This is a genomic window from Allomuricauda sp. MMSF_3307, assembly GCF_030733585.1.
Lineage (GTDB): Bacteria > Bacteroidota > Bacteroidia > Flavobacteriales > Flavobacteriaceae > Flagellimonas.
This window is the reverse complement of the sequence record NZ_JASHIQ010000003.1, coordinates 150831-169775: the sequence shown is the minus strand read 5'-3', so window position 1 is coordinate 169775 and position 18945 is coordinate 150831. Positions and strand designations below refer to the sequence as shown.

At 44.5% G+C, this 18945-nt stretch carries 14 protein-coding genes; 1 reads left to right on the top strand and 13 read right to left on the bottom strand.

What is annotated here, in order from left to right; translation table 11 throughout:
* Nucleotides 1-29: 29 nt before the first annotated feature.
* From RBB12_RS09125 to RBB12_RS09095, 7 genes are read right to left on the bottom strand one after another with little or no spacing between them, the layout of a single operon-like run.
* Complete coding sequence (locus tag RBB12_RS09125; protein ID WP_179383679.1) at nt 30-1154, bottom strand: cytochrome c oxidase subunit II; 1125 nt, start codon at nt 1152-1154, stop codon at nt 30-32.
* Between the two features lie 34 nt (nt 1155-1188).
* The gene (locus RBB12_RS09120; RefSeq protein WP_293284242.1) at nt 1189-2523 is read right to left on the bottom strand and encodes a quinol:cytochrome C oxidoreductase; all 1335 of its coding nucleotides are present in this window, start codon (nt 2521-2523) and stop codon (nt 1189-1191) included.
* Nucleotides 2524-2540: 17 nt separating this feature from the next.
* Nucleotides 2541-3110 (bottom strand): c-type cytochrome, encoded by a 570-nt coding sequence (locus tag RBB12_RS09115; protein ID WP_293284240.1) that lies wholly within the window; start codon nt 3108-3110, stop codon nt 2541-2543.
* Between the two features lie 4 nt (nt 3111-3114).
* A complete protein-coding gene (locus RBB12_RS09110; RefSeq protein ID WP_179383676.1) occupies nt 3115-3642 on the bottom strand; it encodes a DUF3341 domain-containing protein in 528 nt (175 codons plus the stop codon).
* 2 nt (nt 3643-3644) lie between these two features.
* Nucleotides 3645-5396, bottom strand: a complete 1752-nt coding sequence (gene nrfD, locus RBB12_RS09105; protein ID WP_306013696.1) for an NrfD/PsrC family molybdoenzyme membrane anchor subunit — start codon at nt 5394-5396, stop codon at nt 3645-3647.
* A gap of 33 nt (nt 5397-5429) precedes the next feature.
* Nucleotides 5430-8555, bottom strand: a complete 3126-nt coding sequence (locus RBB12_RS09100; RefSeq protein ID WP_306013697.1) for a TAT-variant-translocated molybdopterin oxidoreductase — start codon at nt 8553-8555, stop codon at nt 5430-5432.
* A 29-nt stretch (nt 8556-8584) separates the two neighbouring features.
* Nucleotides 8585-9955, bottom strand: coding sequence for a c-type cytochrome (locus tag RBB12_RS09095; protein WP_306013699.1), 1371 nt, complete (start codon nt 9953-9955; stop codon nt 8585-8587).
* Between the two features lie 235 nt (nt 9956-10190).
* Here RBB12_RS09095 and RBB12_RS09090 point away from each other — a divergent pair, with 235 nt between their 5' ends.
* Entirely contained in the window at nt 10191-10568 is a 378-nt protein-coding gene (locus RBB12_RS09090; RefSeq protein ID WP_306013700.1) for an SPOR domain-containing protein, read from the top strand.
* Nucleotides 10569-10666: 98 nt separating this feature from the next.
* Here the strand turns inward: RBB12_RS09090 and RBB12_RS09085 are convergent, their stop codons facing one another.
* The 6 genes from RBB12_RS09085 to rimP form a co-directional block, all read right to left on the bottom strand.
* Nucleotides 10667-11098, bottom strand: a complete 432-nt coding sequence (locus tag RBB12_RS09085) for a hypothetical protein (RefSeq protein WP_306013701.1) — start codon at nt 11096-11098, stop codon at nt 10667-10669.
* A 548-nt stretch (nt 11099-11646) separates the two neighbouring features.
* Nucleotides 11647-12081 (bottom strand): hypothetical protein, encoded by a 435-nt coding sequence (locus RBB12_RS09080; RefSeq protein ID WP_306026648.1) that lies wholly within the window; start codon nt 12079-12081, stop codon nt 11647-11649.
* Nucleotides 12082-12085: 4 nt separating this feature from the next.
* A complete protein-coding gene (locus RBB12_RS09075) occupies nt 12086-13978 on the bottom strand; it encodes a hypothetical protein (protein WP_306013704.1) in 1893 nt (630 codons plus the stop codon).
* Between the two features lie 258 nt (nt 13979-14236).
* Entirely contained in the window at nt 14237-16936 is a 2700-nt protein-coding gene (infB, locus tag RBB12_RS09070) for a translation initiation factor IF-2 (RefSeq protein ID WP_293289605.1), read from the bottom strand.
* A 42-nt stretch (nt 16937-16978) separates the two neighbouring features.
* Nucleotides 16979-18211, bottom strand: a complete 1233-nt coding sequence (gene nusA, locus RBB12_RS09065) for a transcription termination factor NusA (RefSeq protein ID WP_127142276.1) — start codon at nt 18209-18211, stop codon at nt 16979-16981.
* A gap of 12 nt (nt 18212-18223) precedes the next feature.
* Nucleotides 18224-18685 carry a ribosome assembly cofactor RimP gene (gene rimP, locus RBB12_RS09060; protein WP_293289608.1) on the bottom strand — a complete coding sequence of 154 codons (462 nt, stop codon included), beginning with the start codon at nt 18683-18685 and terminating at the stop codon, nt 18224-18226.
* Between the last annotated feature and the right edge of the window lie 260 nt (nt 18686-18945).

Sequence of the window (18945 nt, the reverse complement as noted above, 5' to 3'; positions counted from 1 at the left end):
ATTTTTCGTTATTTCTTTTTTTTTGTTTTTTACTCTACCGATGCGGTTTCCATTTCCTCAGCATTGGGTTCCGTTTCAGCAACCTCTGCTCCTTCAGTATCGTCCACCATTACGGTTTCTTTGAAGGTTTTTTGCTCGGCCAACCACTTGTTGTACTCTTCCTCCGTCTCTACAACAATCCTCATCTGCATGTTATAATGTGACTTTCCGCAAATCTTATTACACAATAGTACATAATCGAACTCCCAAGGTTCGCTGTTGGGTCTGCCTTCGGCAGCCCATTCGGCCCTAAGAGCATTTGTTCTTTTTACCTTATCCACTACATCAGGATTCAAACGCATTTCTTCCGTAGTCACGGTAGGCGTGAAGGAGAATTGGGTGATCATCCCGGGAACACAGTTCATTTGAGCCCTAAAATGTGGCATGTAAGCGGAGTGCAATACATCCTGCGACCTCATTTTAAAGTTTACCTTTCTTCCTACGGGCAAATGCAATTCCTTAACAATAATATCGTCCTCGGCGTTGGGATCGGACTCGTCCAATCCAAGAACATTGGCTCTGTTGATATCGATCAATCGAACATTGGCCTCTCCAAGAACATTGTCCTCTCCTCCATATCTGGCGGTCCAGTTAAACTGTTGGGCATAGAGTTCGATAACCAATGGGTCGTCGTCCTCGTTGATATCCATAATATTGGTCCATGTATACAATCCCCAAAGAATCAAACCTGCCAAAACAATTACTGGAATAATGGTCCAGATGAACTCCAATCTATCGTTGTCTGCGAAAAAGAGCGCTTTTCTTCCCTTTTGTCCGCGGTATTTATAACCGAAATAGTGCAATAGTGCCTGCGTAATGGTCTGCACAAAGAAAATGATGGCAAAGGACACCCACATCAACTGATCGTATTCCCCACCATGTTCCGATGCCGCATCTGGCAAAAGCATCTTGGAATATTTGGCAAAACTGAAAATGGTGATTCCGTAGATGAATATCAAGAACGCAAACAACAGGTAACCATTGTTTTTGTTATCGGAATCGTTAGCTATCTCAGCGCGTTCTGTCTTAGTCTGCGACAATTCAAAAATCTTGGTCATTTGCCAAATGGCTATGGCAACCAGAACTAAAACAGTAAATGTTAATAATGCAGTCATCTTTATATCTATCTAAGACTTAAATCGTATTCTATTAATAATGAAAATGTCTACTCTCTTCAATAAATGGGTTTCGTTTGGGCTGCAATGGCGCCTTGGTCAAAGCGGTGAACACCCAGAAAACGAACAAACCACCAAAGAACAGGATACCACCAATCTCTGGAAGACCAATGAACCACTGGTCGCCTACCGTTGCAGGCATTACCATATTGAATATATCCAAATAGTGGCCAAAAAGTACCACGATACCCGTCATGATCACGAACCAGTTGACCCTTTTGTAGTCGCTGTTCATCAATACCAACAATGGGAACACAAAGTTCATCACCAACATTCCAAAGAAGGGCAATTTGTAGTCCTCAAAACGTGCGATGTAGTAGGTTACCTCTTCAGGGATATTGGCATACCAAATCAACATAAACTGTGAGAACCACAGATACGTCCAGAAAATACTGATACCGAACATAAACTTGGCCAAATCGTGGATATGACTATCGTTGACTTGCTCTAGATATCCTTTTGATTTCAGGTAAACGGTCACCATGGCAATCACGGTAATCCCGGATACGAACATGCTAGCAAATACATACCATCCGAAAAGGGTACTGAACCAGTGAGGATCCAAACTCATGATCCAATCCCATGACATCATGGATTCGGTCACTAGGTAGAACACCAAGAAACCGGCAGACCATCTAAAGTTTTTTACGAAGTTGCTATTGTCATCGGCTTCATCCTGTGCCAAGGATAGTTTTCTTGAATACTGACGGTAGAAAATCCATCCACCCAAGAAAATGGCGGCCCTGATCAAAAAGAAGGTCGGATTCAAATAACCAGCTTTGCCTTGCAGCAATTCATCGTGTGCCACAGTTTCGGCATCCATCCAAACAAACATATGGTTGAAATGCAATGCGGAAAGCAACAAGATTACAAACACAATAATTCCACCTGGAACCAAGTAAGCGGTTATACCTTCCATGACACGGAACAACAATGGGGACCAACCCGCTTGTGCGGCACGTTGGATGGCATAAAATGCCAAAACACCCAATGAAATCATAAAGAAAAAGAAGGCGGCTACGTAAAGTGCGGACCAAGGTCTATTCTGCAATTGGTGCAACAAATGCTCATCGTGGGAAGCATCGTGGGCTTCACCATGAGCGGCCTCACCATGTCCTTGCTCTTCGGCATGGCCTGCACCGGCTTCCTCTGCATGCCCTCCACCATGGCCATCATCGTGCACTGCCACCATGGCCTTGGCCTCTTCCACAGTTGATGGGGCAGACATAAAACCAATTACAAGGAATATAAATCCAAGCCCCATGGCTATGAAAGATCCTAGTCTAAGTTTGTTTGAAAAGGTATACATAGTTTCTTCTTATCCTATTATTTTGTTAGGTCTTCCTTTAACTTCATCACGTATTCGGATACTTGCCACATTTCTTCCTCATTGGCGAACTGCGAAGCATACGAGCCCATAGAGTTCAGACCATAGTAAATGGTGTGGTAAGTTGATCCTACAGTAATGTTTCTAGCTGCATCAGCGTAGCTGGGAACACCTAATATTTTTTCTCTTTTTACAAGGGTGCCTTGTCCATCACCTTTTACGCCATGGCAAATTGCACAATAGATAGCATACAGTTCCGCTCCCCGGGCCAAATTTTCTTCTTGGTTAAGGGAATCCAACGGACTGTTATCCATCCTTGCGAGCTCCTTGCCTTCTGGAGTGTTTTCGAACTCATAGGGCATGTATCCTCTGGAAATGGTTCCTTCGGCAGGCAAGAGGGCAGATGTTCCATCAGGAAACAATCCATTGTCCACACCTTGGTAGGTTTCATATCCTACGGGTTCGTACATGTTGGGCATGTATTGGTAGTTTGGGCTGTTCTTGTCCGCGCAGGATGCTGCGAACAAAACCAACACCAAAACAACACTTATTTTACCTAATTGCTTCATATTCTTAAGACTCCTTTTCTGTAACTTTTACTTCCACTGCTCCTGTTTCCCACAACAGGTCAGCAAGTTCCTTTTCATTATCATGTACACCAATCTCCATCAAGAAATGGTCATCGGTGGTACGCTTATCCGGGTTCTCCGCTTTTTTGAAGGGCCACATTTTACTTCTGAGGTAAAACGTGATCACCATCAAGTGGGCCGCAAAGAAAACCGTAAGCTCAAACATAATCGGAACAAAGGCAGGCATGTTCTCCAAGTAGCTAAAGCTTGGCTTACCACCAATGTCTTGGGGCCAATCCTCTATCATGATATAGTTCATCATAACTATGGCGACCGTCAATCCCAAACATCCGTAAAGGAAAGAGGTAATGGCGATTCGAGTGTCCTCCAACCCCATGGCCTTATCTAGACCGTGAACTGGAAAAGGAGTGTACACCTCTTCGATATGATGTCGCTCTGCCCTAACCTTTTTTACAGCATGCATCAACACATCGTCATCATTGTAAAGTGCTTGTATAACTTTTGATGCCATAATTATTTTTTATCGTTTAACAACTTTGCCTGACCCGCCCAATCGTCACGCTGTGCACGTCCTGGGAACCTTCCGGTGATGGAGTCCAACAAATCATACTCTTTTTCGGTCATTCTAGCGACCTGTGCATAGGTAAAAATACCTATCTCGTTCAAAGTGCGTTCCATCTCGGGGCCCACTCCTTTAATTTTCTTTAAATCGTCCGGGGTTTCGGTGGCCGCATCGAAGGTTCCAATAGAACTCAACAACTCAGACACACCAACCTTATCGCCAACGGTAGGTTTTGCTTCCCCCATCAGTACGTCATCCGTAACGGGTTCGTCGTAACTCACCACTCTATTCACGCCCTGTGGCATTTCGTACATTGGCTTACCAGCCTCCCTTAGTTTTTTGTATTTCTCTCCTGATGATTTCAAAATGGATTTCACCTCCGCTTGCGCGATGACCGGGAACGTTCTTGAATACAATAGGAACAATACGAAGAAGAATCCGATGGTTCCAATAAATATTCCGATATCCACAAAGGTTGGGGAGAACATGGTCCATGAAGATGGCAAGTAATCCCTGTGCAAAGAGGTTACGATAATTACGAAACGCTCGAACCACATTCCTATGTTCACCACAATGGAGATGAAGAATGAGAACATGATGCTGGTCCTCAATTTTTTGAACCACATAAACTGTGGCGAGAACACATTACAGGTCATCATGGCCCAGTATGCCCAAGCGTATGGTCCTGTTGCCCTGTTCAAGAAGGCATATTGCTCGTACTCTACACCAGAATACCATGCGATAAACAGCTCGGTAATGTAGGCACATCCAACAATGGAACCCGTAATCATGATTACGATGTTCATCAACTCAATATGCTGTACGGTAATGTAGGCTTCGAGGCTACATACCTTTCTCATGATGATCAAAAGGGTGTTTACCATGGCAAAACCAGAGAAAATCGCTCCCGCAACAAAGTAAGGCGGGAAGATGGTGGTGTGCCATCCTGGGATTACCGAGGTAGCAAAGTCAAACGATACAATGGTGTGTACGGAAAGTACCAAGGGCGTGGCCAAACCTGCCAATACCAAGGAAACTTCCTCAAAACGTTGCCAATCCTTTGCACGTCCTGTCCAACCGAAGCTCAACAGGCTGTATATTTTCTTTTGGAACGGTTTTACGGCCCTATCGCGGATCATGGCAAAATCAGGCAACAAACCTGTCCACCAGAACACCAAGGATACGGAAAGATAGGTTGAAATCGCGAACACGTCCCAAAGCAAGGGCGAGTTAAAGTTTACCCATAGTGAACCAAATTGGTTGGGAATGGGCAACACCCAATATGCCAACCATGGCCGCCCCATGTGAATGATCGGGAACAATCCGGCTTGAACAACGGAAAAAATGGTCATCGCCTCAGCGGAGCGGTTGATCGCCATTCTCCATTTTTGACGGAAGAGCAATAATACCGCTGAAATCAGGGTACCTGCGTGACCGATACCTACCCACCAAACGAAGTTGGTAATATCCCAGGCCCAGTTCACGGTTCGGTTAAGACCCCAAACCCCAATACCTGTAGAAATGGTATAAATGATACATCCTAGACCCCAGAGGAATGCCACCAAGGCAATGGAGAATACTATCCACCATTGCTTATTGGCCTTTCCCTCAACCGGACGGGCAATGTCCACTGTTACATCGTGGTATCCTTTGTCTCCGACCACTAAGGGCTTTCGAATAGGTGCTTCGTAATGCGACGCCATAATTTATCTTCTAGTTACTTCTTTTTTTATTGATTAAGCCTCGTTGGTGTTTCTCACTTTTACATGATAGAACACGTTCGGTTTGGTGCCCACATGCTCCAACAGGTGGTACATTCTCTTGTCCTCTTTAAGTTCGGCCACTTTGCTATCGTGATCATTGATATCACCGAAGACCATGGCACCACTGTTACATGCTGCGGAACAAGCTGTTTGGAACTCTCCGTCCTTAATGATCCTGCCGTCCCTCTTGGCATCCAAGATGGTTTTCTGGGTCATTTGGATACACATGGAGCATTTTTCCATTACACCTCTAGAACGTACGTTAACATCTGGGTTAAGAACCATTTTACCCAAATCGTTGTTCATGTTAAAGTCGAACTCGTCATTGTTGTTGTACAAGAACCAGTTGAACCTACGAACTTTATACGGACAGTTGTTGGCACAGTATCTTGTACCTACACAACGGTTGTAAGCCATATGATTTTGACCTTGCCTACTGTGTGATGTAGCAGCTACCGGACATACCGTTTCACACGGCGCATGGTTACAGTGCTGACACATTACAGGTTGGAAGGCCACTTGTGGGTTGGCAGATGGGTCTTCCATCTCCCTGAAACCTCCAAGAGATCCTTTGTCTCCCCAAAGACCGTCCATTTCCTCTTTCTTCTCGTTATCTCCCTCAAAGGTATCCTCAGAAGAATAGTAACGGTCAATACGCAACCAGTGCATATCCCTTGAACGACGGATTTCGGTTTTTCCGACCACCGGAACGTTGTTTTCTGCGTGACAAGCGATCACACAGGCACCACATCCCGTACAGGCATTTAGGTCGATGGACAAATTAAAATGATGCCCTATACTTCTATCAAACTCTTCCCAAAGATCGGCATCCGGAGAGGTCACAGGAATTTCCTGATGGTTCAACGATACGTGCGGCATAGGATTCCATTCCGCGTGGTCTCTGGTATTGAAAATTTCGAGTGTAGTTTCTTTGATGATGTCCCCTCTTCCCATTAAGGTCTTTTGGGACTGTACACAGGCAAACTCGTGAGTTCCGGAAGCTTTTTCAACGGAAACAGCTTGCACATCGGAGAAGTTTGAATACAATTTGTATGCATTTACTCCAGTCGCCATCTCAGTTTGCATACCAGCCTTTTTGCCGTATCCAAAGGACAAGCCAATAGTTCCGACAGCCTGACCTGGCTGAACGATTACGGGAACATTTTCCAGCACCTTACCGTCAACAGTCAAGTTGGCGTAGCTACCATTAAGTCCACCATCGGCAACAATAGTGTTTTCCAGTCCCCAAGATTCAGCATCCGCTTTGGACACGGTCACGTAGTTGTCCCAAGAGACCCTTGAAATCGGATCAGGGAACTCTTGCAACCATGGGTTGTTGGCCTGACGACCATCACCCATTCCAACTTTGGAGTACAGCACCAATTCGGTACCGGGACTTGTAGCGTTTACCAAAGCACGGATAGCAGAGGCAATCGGAACGATTTCCGGTTGCACCTCTTCGCTTTCTGTATTAGCAGCAGGCTCGGCGGCAGCGGCAGCGTCCATCATCATTGGTGCTTCAAAAACACCATCTTGTAATGCCTTGTTCCAAGAACCACCTTGCAACACATCGGTTGCCCAAGTTTCCTTCAGGTATTCGTAATATGTTTTTTCTACGCCCATCCATGTCAAAAGTGCAGTTTGAAACTGTTTTGTATCAAACAACTCACGGATAGCCGGTTGCATCAAACTATAATGTCCTTTCTTAAACTGTGTATCGCCCCAAGACTCCAAATAGTGCGAAGCCGCAGCGACATATGTGGATGACTGCGCGGTTTCATCATTGGTGTAGGCAAAATCAACTGACAAATCAACTTTTTCAAGTCCGGCCAAGAATTCTTCTGCATTGGGCAAGGTATAGGCTGGATTCACTCCATCCATGATCAAAGCACCGACGCGACCTGCGTTCATATCTGCCACCAATTTGTTGACTTTGGCAGCATCTCCTTGGCGTACGTATTTTGGTTTTTCAGGGTCAAAAGCTTCGCTGGCCAACAATTTGTTGATAGCCAACACTACCGTTTGGGCGTTTTCGTCGTTAAGACCACTCACCACAACCGCTTTTCTACCGGCTTTCTTGATTTCGGCAGCGACTTTATCAACAGCCTCGTCTACATCGGAAGTTCCTCCTCCCACATTGCTACCGTTCAATTTGCCATACAATTTGGCCAGCGCAATTTTCTGTTGGGTCGGGGTCATCGGATATCGCTTGTCGGCATTGGCACCGGTCAAGGACATGTTCGACTCCATTTGGATGTGACGGGACATTTTCCCATTCTTTGGCACACGCCCTTTAGCGTATCCTGAATCATAACCCCCACCTTGCCAATCTCCCAAGAAATCAGCTCCGAAGGAAACAATCAAATCAGCTTTCTCAAAATCGTAATCAGCCAAGGCTCTTTCGCCATAGGCTTTCTGATATGCATTGAGTGCGGCATCTTCGGAAATGGCGTCGTAAACCACATGGTTCACGTTATCTCCGTAGGCAGCTTTAAATTCAGCAATCAATTTTGTGGTAGAGGGACTTGCGTAGGTCTGCGTCAACAGCACTACTTGCTGACTGGTACCTTTTAAGGCATTCAGCTTGGCTTTTACCGTAGCGTCCAACACATTCCAATCCACAGGCTCGCCATTGGCCATCGGCCCTTGAACCCTCTTACTATCATACAAGGTCAATACGGAAGCTTGCACCCTTGCATTGGCACCTCCGTTGACTTTGGCATCGGTATTGTTCTCGATTTTGATAGGTCTTCCTTCCCTTGTCTTTACCAGAATACTGGCAAAATCGAAACCATCCGCGATGGTAGTGGCGTAGTAGTTAGCCACCCCAGGGATAATACTATCGGGCTGAACAACGTAAGGAATAGACTTATTGACAGGCCCTTCACAAGCGGCAACCGTAGCTGCTGCGGTACTGAAACCTACATATTTTAAGAAATCCCTACGGGATGTGTTCGAGGCAGACAAGGTTTCCTTGTCACCCAAAAAATCATCAACGGGAATCTCTTCAGTAAACTCGTTGTTTCTTAGCGCCTCAACAATGGAATCGTTCGGATTCAACTCCGCTTCACTTTTCCAATATTTTTTGTTTGATGCCATACGATATATCTGAGATTATCTTCTTTTAATTAATAGTGACATTTTCCACATTCCAAACCACCCATCATAGCAGCGGTAAGTTCCTCCACACCATATTTTTTGGACAATTCTTCATGAATTGCTTCATAATACTCGTTGCCCTCCACCTTAACATTGGTTTCACGGTGACAGTTGATACACCATCCCATGGTCAATGGCGCATGCTGATACATGATCTCCATCTCCTCTACGGGACCGTGACATGTTTGACACTCAATACCTGCCACAGAGACGTGCTGGGAGTGGTTGAAATATGCAAAGTCAGGTAAGTTGTGAATTCTCACCCATTCCACTGGCTGGGTCTCGCCAGTATAGCTTTGGTTTTCCTCATCCCATCCAACGGCCTTGTACAACTTTTTGATTTCACCAGTGTAGAACTCATTGGTGTAGCCATTGGCCAAATCTTCTGCAGATGGGCCTTCTGGGTTTCCAGTGTATTCGTAAATGGATTTGTGACAGTTCATACAAACATTAAGGGACGGTATTCCGGAATGCTTGGACACCCTAGCGGATGAGTGACAGTATTTACACTCAATTTTATTGTCACCTGCATGGATTTTGTGGGAATAGTGTATCGGCTGCACAGGGGCATAACCTTGATCTACACCTACCTGCATCATCCAACCGTATGCGAAATAAGCACTTGCCAACAAGAGGAAAACAACGCTGACCAAAACCAAAAACTGGTTTTGAACAAATGCCTTCCACAGCGGCAATCGCTTTTCTTTTTCCTTTTCAAGCACTACACCATTGGCTTCCGCAATTCTGCGCAGGGTCTTGTTCACCAAGATCAACATGACCACCAACAGACCGAAAACCAGGGCCAAGGCACCAAGAATCATCTCGTTGGAGATTCCTGAAGCGGAACCACCCGTTCCCTCACCTCCTGCAGGGGTTGCCGCAGCTGTTTGGGCAGGAGCCGGTGGTGGAGCGGCGGTATAAGCCAAAATATTGTCGATATCCTCATTGGACAAGGTAGGGAATGCAGTCATTGCCGCTTGATTGTACTCCGCGTAAACTTTGTTCGCGTAAGCATCGCCAGAAGCAATCATGCCTGCACTGTTCTTGATCCAAGAATAGAGCCATTCCTTATCCAAACCTTCTTCCTCTGCCAATCGGGTCTCTACGTTGGCCAAAGCGGGACCGGTCATTTTCCTGTCCAAAGCGTGGCACGCAGCACAATTCTGGTTAAAGAGCTGTTTCCCTTTTACGGGATCCCCACCAGCAGCTTCAGCTGCCTGTTCGGCAACTGGTTCGGCAGAAGCCTCAGCTTCTTCCTGTGCATAAAACGATGATGAAAATAATAGGAGCGATAAGCCTAAAACCTTAGAAAATAAATGACGGTATAAAACCTTTTTCATATTCGTGAAATTTCTATCGAAATCTTTGGCATGATTGTTTCTATTGAGTTTGAGCGCAATAGCATTTTACCCTGCCAAGAATGAGCACAAAAGTAAGACATAAAGGTATTTTTTGAAATCTTAAGGTATTCATAACTCATAATTTATAAAGATTCTAAATAACTGAAGTTCGACTTGTTTAATCTTTAATCATCTACATTTGCATCAAGCATTCATCATACAATACAAAAACCACATGAAAACTGCTGTATTTACTGTTATTTTACTAGGTCTGACATCACAGGTTTTGGCACAGGACGGACAAGTGACCATTCAACAAGACCCTAAAATAAACGAACTGGTAAAGCTATATACCAAGGCGAACGCAAACACGGGATTTTATCAAATTCAGGTGGGTTTTGGCAACTATCAAAAGGCCCAGGACCTATTGAACCAAGTAGAGGTGGATTTCCCGGATTGGTACTCCAAAATAGAGTTTGAATCACCTACCTACAGAGTAAGGCTGGGAAGATTTAAAACCAAACTCGAAGCGGAGCGAAAATACTTGGAGGTCCGAAAAAAATATCCGGATGCCATGCTCTTAAAACCCGAGGAGAGGGCCACCAAATCATAAAAAAAATCCCGCCAAAAGCGGGATTTTTTTCTAGAGTTATAATCGTTACAGCTTTTTCTTCACCGCTACTTCTTGGAAGGCTTCAATACAATTAAATTCTAAGGCAACTCAAAAGCCCCTTCCAAAAGTTCTGGGGTCAATACATATTCATAGGTTCGAGCATCAATTTCTGTTAAGATGGAGTTCTCAGATATGGTAAACAGCCTATCATCTTCAACAAAGCAAATTCCTTCTGAGGCAAGCGGGCTTCCAACACATTTATACCCCTTATTTGTCCCAGGTATGCGAATTTCAAGTTCACCTGAACAAAGTCCTCCCATATATCCTGGATTAGCTATTGTCTCACATTGAAATGAACCGCCATTTGGAATCATTTCCACCCTTCCAAAATCACTGGTAACCTGTAAATCTATTCCAGTTTTGTTTTGTAAAATATAGGTATACGTAAACGTTTCTTCGGTTGTATCTTCTATAATTCCACAAGCCATTGGAAGAATTATAAGAATCAAAATAATTAAGAATTTTTTCATCTTATTTTTTTTTGGTTTATTTACAATTGTCGAACATATAAACGCCAAAAAGTTCATCAATATATCCCTTTGTTGAGTTATTATGTTGACTCTTTAACCTTTCCTTCCAAGTGTGTGGGCCGCGCGAATTATTCAAGGAAGTTTGGATTTGTTTTAATGTATAACCCCGTACCCGATCAATTGGCAATGATTGGTTATTAAAATGGTTCCTTTGGTTGAAATCATCCACTAAATCAATAACGATTGGGGTATATTCATAATTACTAGCATGTTTAATAATGTTATTCTGTCTATAAGAATTAAAGAGATTAAGGGGGGCATAACTCCTGATACTACCCGTTGCTCGATAATTAGAGTTCAAGGATAAATACCGGTCATTCGTCACTACAGTTTCTACTCCTTCGGCCCAGCTTTCCCTAAGCATTAATCTTTCCTTGTCTCCTAGATGCAACACACTGAACATTCCAGGGTCTAGCTCCCGGTGCCCTGCATGGGTGAGCTCATGTACCGTAGTGGCATAAATGCCATCGGTGCCTATGATTCAACATCTAATCTGGCAACTCAAAAGCTCCTTCCAAAAGTTCTGGGGTCAATACATATTCATAAGTGCGCGGAGCAATCTCAGTGAAAATAGTACCTTCGGATATGGTAAAGAGTCTATAATCCTCTGTAAAGCACAATCCTTTAGACTTCATTCCCAATCCAAAACACTGATATCCCAAGTTTGTATTATAAAAACGGATTTCAAGTTCACCTGAACAAAGACCACCTTGGTAACCTTCTTCAGAAATCATTTGACATTGATATAAGTCCCCATCCATTATTAATTCCTTACGATTAAAATCACTTGTTATCCACAAGTCAACACCTGTATTGTTTGATAAAATAAAGATGTAAGTTTGGGAGTTTGGACCATCAGGTTCAAGACCACTTCCGCAAGAAAAAAGGACAATTACGACTATTATTATTAAAAACTTATTCATTTTTTCATTTACAATTATCATACATATAGACATTAAACAACTCATCTACATAATTTTCTGTGGAGTTATTGTGCTGACTTTTTATCCGTTCCTTCCATGTGTGCGGACCTCTAGAGCTGTTTAGGGAAGTTTGTATTTGTGTTAAATAATAACCTCGAACTCTATCTATTGGCAGATTGGGGTCGTTGAGTTCATGCCTTTGGTTATAATTATCCACTAAATCAATAACAATTGGGGTATATTCATAATTACTTCTAGGTTTGATTTCCCTATTTTGTTTATCTGAATTAAACAAATTAAGTGGATTATAGTTTGCTATACTACCCGTTGCCCGATAATTAGATTTCAAGGATAAATACCTATCATTCGTCACAACAGTTTCTACACCTGTCGCCCAGCTTTCGGCCATGGTCTGTAAGGTACAACCTGCACCTCTTAGGTTTATAAAAAAAGATCTGTCCATTCTGTAATGACTGGCATGGGTCATCTCATGGATTACCAATGCGTAAATTTCATCGCTTGCCATTATCCTTCCATCGTCCAATCTGCCTACCCGGATCTCGGAGTGTGGAATTAGACTAAATCGCCCACCCGGGTTGAGATCTAAATGATCTCCTGCTTCACGGTTATACTTTGCACTTATCCGCAACCAACTTTGGTTGGGATGGTGAAGCCCAAATTTACCTACGGCTCTAGTGTAAAAATCATAAGCTGCATTGTGCACCTGGGCATAAAACTTACCTCTACCATAAGAAAAATTCTGGTTCCATGGCTGTCGTTTATAGCTTCTGGTGCCCCTATGCCTTGCTTCCAAAAATATAGTTCCAGCCATAATCCTAAATTTTCTAGATGGATTATTGAAATATACGGCATATTTCACCCGTTTGGTACGGGTGCTGCTGGTACGGAACTGTCCTTGGCTATTGGTGTAGGCCCGCCGTATCACCACAAGCCCCCATTTGCGCACTTTTACCTCGGCCCCGGCCACGCCCACGTTAAGGCCCACTACGTCCTCTTGCACAGTGATTGTTCCACTGGGGCTCCATCGACGGCGGCTGGCCAATTCCTCCTGCTCCAAAAGGGCATCGATAGAGGTCAGGTCCAAGATCAGGTCCTTTTGCTCATAGCCCAGCGCCGCAGCCTCGGAAAAAGCATAGGTGGTGCCCGAGCTATCGTTGGGCAGGTAAAACCGTAATACGGCCAGTTCGTCTGCATCCAAGTTGTTGGTAAGCTTTAGGGCTTCCAGCTCCAAATACTCAAACACCTCTCCGTTCTCGTCCACGGTCAATAGGTCCTTGGTGGTTTTGTTTACGGGCTGCTTTACCGCTACCTCACCCTCGGCCAACTCCTCTTTAGTGGTTTCCGGGGCAAAATAATAATTGTCCAGCAGCTCCTTGTGGATGCTCTCTGGCACTGCATGGTCATAGGGCACTACAGCATAGAGATAGGAAAGGTCTCCCGGGTTTTCATCGCCCTCATAATCAGGGTCGTCGTAGTAATCCCCTTCTTCCTCCACCTTAAGGTGCAAGGGGATGTTGGATACCTGCAAAATGGTATCGTTGGTCAGTTGGTGGTACTCCGTGCTGTCTTTGGGCAAAAAGCGATAGTAAAAGTGCGAAGGGACAATTTCAATCGCTCCATCGGCCTTAAAAGTATTGGACAGCTTGCTCTTTTTGGCACCGTTCTTCAGATTGAACAGCAAATTGTCCATGGCCGTTTGCATATTGGCCACGGTGAATGGAATGTCGAGCGTGTCGCCCATCACAATTTTCTCGCTGTCGCTTTCAATCTGTTCATTGTTTACATCTGTTGACAATTCGGTGGTATCCTTGTTACAGGATTGGAGCAATACTACAAGTAATGCCCCTAAAAACGGAAAGTGGTTTTTCATTCTCATAGGTCCGTCGATTTGGGAATTAATGGTTAAGACCCAAAAAGTACTTTCATTTTCTGAAAGAATTTTCAGTGAATTGACGGATGGCCCTTTTCAATTGACGGATGACCCGTTTGATCTGACGGATGCATTTTTTTGCCTAAAAAAAGACCCCTGATTTTTCAAAAATGTACCACAATCGGTTTTGGAAAAAATGATAATCAAAAGGCATAAAAAAAACCCACTCGATGAGCGGGTTCTTAAAACTAATAATTATGAACGTTACAGCTTTTTCTTCACTGCTACTTCTTGGAAGGCTTCTACAATATCGCCCTCCCTTATATCATTATAATTTTTGATCTGTAATCCACAGTCATATCCTTTGGATACTTCCTTCACATCGTCCTTAAATCGCTTCAAGGATGCCAACTCCCCGGTGTAGATGACCACTCCATCCCGAATCAAACGGATACGTGAATTCCTGAAGATTTTACCACTGGTGACCATACAACCTGCAATGGTTCCAACCTTGGAAATCTTGAAGGTTTCCCTGATCTCTGCATTTCCAGTGATTTCTTCCTTCATTTCTGGGGACAACATTCCCTCCATCGCATCTTTCAAATCGTTGATGGCATCGTAGATGATGGAATACGTCCTGATATCGATTTCTTCCTTATCGGCGATAGATCGGGCATTGCCCATAGGCCTTACATTAAATCCGATTATAATCGCATCGGAGGCACTGGCCAACAATACATCGGATTCGGTAATGGCTCCTACGCCTTTATGAATGATGTTTACTTGGATTTCGTCAGTTGACAATTTTTGGAATGAATCGGTCAACGCCTCAACAGAACCATCCACATCACCTTTAAGGATAATATTCAGCTCTTGGAAGTCGCCCAAAGCGATCCTACGTCCAATCTCATCCAACGTAATGTGACGCTGTGTACGTACAGACTGCTCACGTTGTAATTGTGAACGTTTGGCTGCAATCTGTTTGGCTTCACGCTCATCTTCGAGCACGTGGAACCTATCACCAGCTTGTGGCGCCCCATCCAATCCCAAGATTGAGATAGGGGTAGACGGTCCTGCACTCTGAACGCTTTTACCTCGTTCATCCTGCATGGCCTTTACCTTACCACTGCAAGTTCCTGCCAACACATAATCTCCGATATTCAAGGTACCTGCCTGCACCAAAATGGTGGCAACATACCCTCTACCCTTGTCCAAGAAAGCTTCCACTACGGTTCCTGTGGCCAATCGTTTTGGATTGGCTTGCAATTCCAACAACTCGGCCTCCAAGAGCACTTTTTCCAAAAGCTCCTTAACGCCTTGGCCTGTTTTGGCAGAAATATCGTGTGACTGTACTTTACCGCCCCAGTCTTCTACCAACAAGTTCATCCCAGCAAGTCCTTCCTTGATCTTATCAGGATTGGCTGTTGGCTTATCCACTTTGTTGATAGCAAACACAATAGGCACCCCAGCTGCCTGAGCGTGGCTGATGGCCTCTTTGGTCTGCGGCATAATATCATCGTCCGCAGCGATTACAATAATCGCAATATCGGTAACCTGTGCACCACGGGCCCTCATCGCAGTAAACGCTTCGTGACCGGGTGTATCCAAGAAGGTTATCTTTTGTCCGTCTTCCAACGAAACCCCATAAGCACCAATGTGCTGGGTAATTCCTCCACTTTCCCCGGCGATTACATTTTCCTGTCGGATATAATCCAAAAGAGACGTCTTACCATGGTCTACGTGCCCCATCACGGTAACGATAGGTGCACGAGGCTTCAAGTCTTCCGGACTGTCTTGGACCTCTTCAATGGTCTCCTCTATTTCAGCCGTTACAAATTCAACTTCGTAACCAAACTCATCGGCAACAATGGAAAGGGTCTCCGCATCCAAGCGTTGGTTCATCGTCACCATAATGCCCAAGGACATACAGGCGGAGATGATCTGGGTTGTGGAAACGTTCATCATGGTGGCAAGTTCGTTCACGGTAACAAATTCGGTTACCTTAAGAATCTTGCTCTCCAATTCTTGTTGCTCAAGATCTTTTTCCGTTTGCTGACGGTGTTGATCTCGTTTTTCCCTACGGTATTTGGCACCACGGCCCTTACTGGATTTCCCTTGAAGTTTTTCAAGGGTTTCACGTACTTGTTTTTGTACTTCTTCTTCGGTAGGCTCCACTTTTGGTGCAGAAGAACGTTGTCCTTTCCTTCCTGCAGGGCCTCTGGTATTTCGCCCACCACCAGCTTGTGGACCGTTTTTAACTATCCGTTTTCTGCGCTTTTTGCGCTCACCACTATCGGAAGCCCCTCCTTTTCCTGAGGTTTTTTCCTCTGCCTTCTTCTTTTTGGGCTTATTGAATTGGGATAGGTCAATCTTATCCCCTGTGATTTTGGGTCCAGAAAGTTTTTGGTAATTCGTTTTTATGGTGTCTGATGGAGCCTCTTCCGCACTTTCCGCAGCCTCTTCCGCCTTGGGTTCTTCTGCCTTTGCCACTGGTTTTTCTTCCTTCACCTCTTTCGCCGGAGTTTCCTCCACCGACTTTTCGGGCTCCGCTTTAGGAGCTTCTTCCTTAGGCTCTTCTGCTTTGGGCTTTTCCGGCTTTTTGTCAAGGTCGATTTTGCCTACGGTCTTTGGTCCGGAAAGCTCTGCTTTGGCCTTCACTACTTGCTGTTCGGCTTCCTTTTTCTCTTTGGCCAGCCTGCGCTCCTCCTGCTCTTTCTCCATTCGGATGCGGATAGCCTCCTTTTCCTTGCGCTTTTCCTCGCCAACTTCCTTGGAAGCGACCTTTTTGCTCTTATCTGTTTGAAACTCATCCAACAGAACCTGATACACTTCATTGGATATCTTAGTGGTAGGCCTAGCCTCTACCTCATGCCCCTCCGAGGCCAGGTAGTCGACCGCCCTATCCAGTGAAATGTTCAATTCTCTGAGAACTTTATTAAGTCGTATTGTTGGATTATCTGCCATAAATTAATTTACTTGCCCTAAATTTTCGCTGCTAATATAAGCCTAATCTTCAAATTCTTCCTTGAGGATGCGAACCACCTCTTGGATTGTTTCTTCTTCTAGATCGGTACGCTGTACCAAATCGTTTACATCCTGTTCCAAAACGCTGCGCGCGGTATCCAATCCAATCTTCTTGAATTCTTCGATCACCCAGCTTTCGATCTCGTCCGAGAACTCGGTCAACTCCACATCTTCCTCAACACCTTCACGGAACACATCTATTTCGTAACCAGTCAATTGACCAGCCAATCGTATATTATGACCTCCCCTACCGATAGCCTTGGAAACTTCCTCTGGCTTAAGGTACACTTGGGCGGTTTTTTTCTCATCGTTCAATTTAACGGAGGACACACGCGCCGGACTCAAGGCCCTTGTTACCATCAATTGGGGGTTGTTGGTCCAGTTGATCACATCGATGTTCTCATTGCCCAATTCGCGGACGATTCCATGAATCCGTGATCCCTTCATACCCACACAGGCACCAACGGGGTCGATTCTGTCATCGTAGGAGTCCACGGCCACTTTGGCCTTTTCTCCTGGGATACGAACCGCTTTTTTAATGGTAATCAATCCATCAAAAACCTCGGGGATTTCTTGGAAAAACAATTGTTCCAAGAATTTGGGGGAAGTTCTCGACATAATGATGGCCGGTTTGTTCCCTTTGAGCTCTACGCTCTCAATGATCCCGCGGACGTTGTCTCCCTTGCGGAAAAAGTCCGATGGTATTTGTTTTTCCTTTGGAAGGATGATTTCGTTTCCTTCATCATCCAACAAAATTACGGCACGGTGACGGATATGATGTACCTCAGCCGTGTATATTTCACCTTCCAAATCCTTGAATTGCTTGTAGATGGTGGTATTATCATGCTCATGGATCTTGGAAATTAGGTTTTGGCGCAATGCCAAAATGGCCCTTCTTCCCAAATCGATAAGTTTCACCTCTTCCGAAACATCTTCGCCCACTTCAAAATCGGGCTCGATCTTACGCGCTTCGGACAACGAAATCTCCTCGTTTGGATCTTCCACTTCACCATCTTCGACAACCACACGGTTCCTCCAAATTTCCAAATCCCCTTTGTCCGGGTTGATGATGATATCAAAATTGTCGTCAGAACCAAACTTCTTTTTGAGCGCACTTCGGAACACTTCTTCCAAAATCGCCATAAGGGTAACCCTGTCAATAAACTTATCGTCCTTAAATTCCGAAAAGGATTCGATGAGCGCTAGGTTTTCCATTTTCTACTACAATTAAAATTTTAATTTAACTTTTGCCTGTTGAATATCAGAAAATGCGATTACCTGCTTTTTCTGTACCGTAACTTTTCCTTTACCCACGGGTTTCGGCTCACGTGCCTTCCACTCCAGGGTAATGCTATTTTCCGAGGCTTCCACCAATGTTCCCTCCAGTTCCCCGGAGGTGGTTCTCACCTGTAACTTTCTTCCAATATTTTTGTTGTACTGACGCGGCAACGTTAAAGGCGATGTAGCTCCTGCCGAGGTTACTTCCAAGGAGAAATCCTCCTCTTCACGGTCCAAATTGTGCTCAATGGCTCGGCTAACATCCATGCAGTCCTGCAAACTGACACCCTCATCGCCATCCAAAACCACCTTGATGCTGTTGTCAGCACCTATGGTGAGGTTGACCAAGAACAAGGACGGGTTTTCCTGCAACGCCTTGTTCAGCAACAATTCCACTTTATCCTTCAACATAAATGAGAAATAAGTAATAAAAGAGGGGACTCAAGGTCCCCTCATGAATACTTTTATATCCGTTCAGTTTTGCAAATATACAACAAATAATATCGCCCGTGCAACCCATTCCAAAACAAAAATAAGGTCGACCGCACTATTTTTCAGTGTATTACCATTTGCATGCTTCGCGATTCATCTCGTGGCCAAATCTAAGCAACCAATACATTTAAATGTTTAACACCCGATTTGGGACAGTTCACAACAAATATTTTCCATCG

Bases quoted from the DNA above. Each gene is read 5' to 3' on its own strand.
- RBB12_RS09125 (WP_179383679.1), bottom strand. From the start codon at position 1,154: ATGACTGCATTATTAACATTTACTGTTTTAGTTCTGGTTGCCATAGCC.
- RBB12_RS09120 (WP_293284242.1), bottom strand. From the start codon at position 2,523: ATGTATACCTTTTCAAACAAACTTAGACTAGGATCTTTCATAGCCATG.
- RBB12_RS09115 (WP_293284240.1), bottom strand. From the start codon at position 3,110: ATGAAGCAATTAGGTAAAATAAGTGTTGTTTTGGTGTTGGTTTTGTTC.
- RBB12_RS09110 (WP_179383676.1), bottom strand. From the start codon at position 3,642: ATGGCATCAAAAGTTATACAAGCACTTTACAATGATGACGATGTGTTG.
- nrfD (WP_306013696.1), bottom strand. From the start codon at position 5,396: ATGGCGTCGCATTACGAAGCACCTATTCGAAAGCCCTTAGTGGTCGGA.
- RBB12_RS09100 (WP_306013697.1), bottom strand. From the start codon at position 8,555: ATGGCATCAAACAAAAAATATTGGAAAAGTGAAGCGGAGTTGAATCCG.
- RBB12_RS09095 (WP_306013699.1), bottom strand. From the start codon at position 9,955: ATGAAAAAGGTTTTATACCGTCATTTATTTTCTAAGGTTTTAGGCTTA.
- RBB12_RS09090 (WP_306013700.1), top strand. From the start codon at position 10,191: ATGAAAACTGCTGTATTTACTGTTATTTTACTAGGTCTGACATCACAG.
- RBB12_RS09085 (WP_306013701.1), bottom strand. From the start codon at position 11,098: ATGAAAAAATTCTTAATTATTTTGATTCTTATAATTCTTCCAATGGCT.
- RBB12_RS09080 (WP_306026648.1), bottom strand. From the start codon at position 12,081: ATGAATAAGTTTTTAATAATAATAGTCGTAATTGTCCTTTTTTCTTGC.
- RBB12_RS09075 (WP_306013704.1), bottom strand. From the start codon at position 13,978: ATGAGAATGAAAAACCACTTTCCGTTTTTAGGGGCATTACTTGTAGTA.
- infB (WP_293289605.1), bottom strand. From the start codon at position 16,936: ATGGCAGATAATCCAACAATACGACTTAATAAAGTTCTCAGAGAATTG.
- nusA (WP_127142276.1), bottom strand. From the start codon at position 18,211: ATGGAAAACCTAGCGCTCATCGAATCCTTTTCGGAATTTAAGGACGAT.
- rimP (WP_293289608.1), bottom strand. From the start codon at position 18,685: ATGTTGAAGGATAAAGTGGAATTGTTGCTGAACAAGGCGTTGCAGGAA.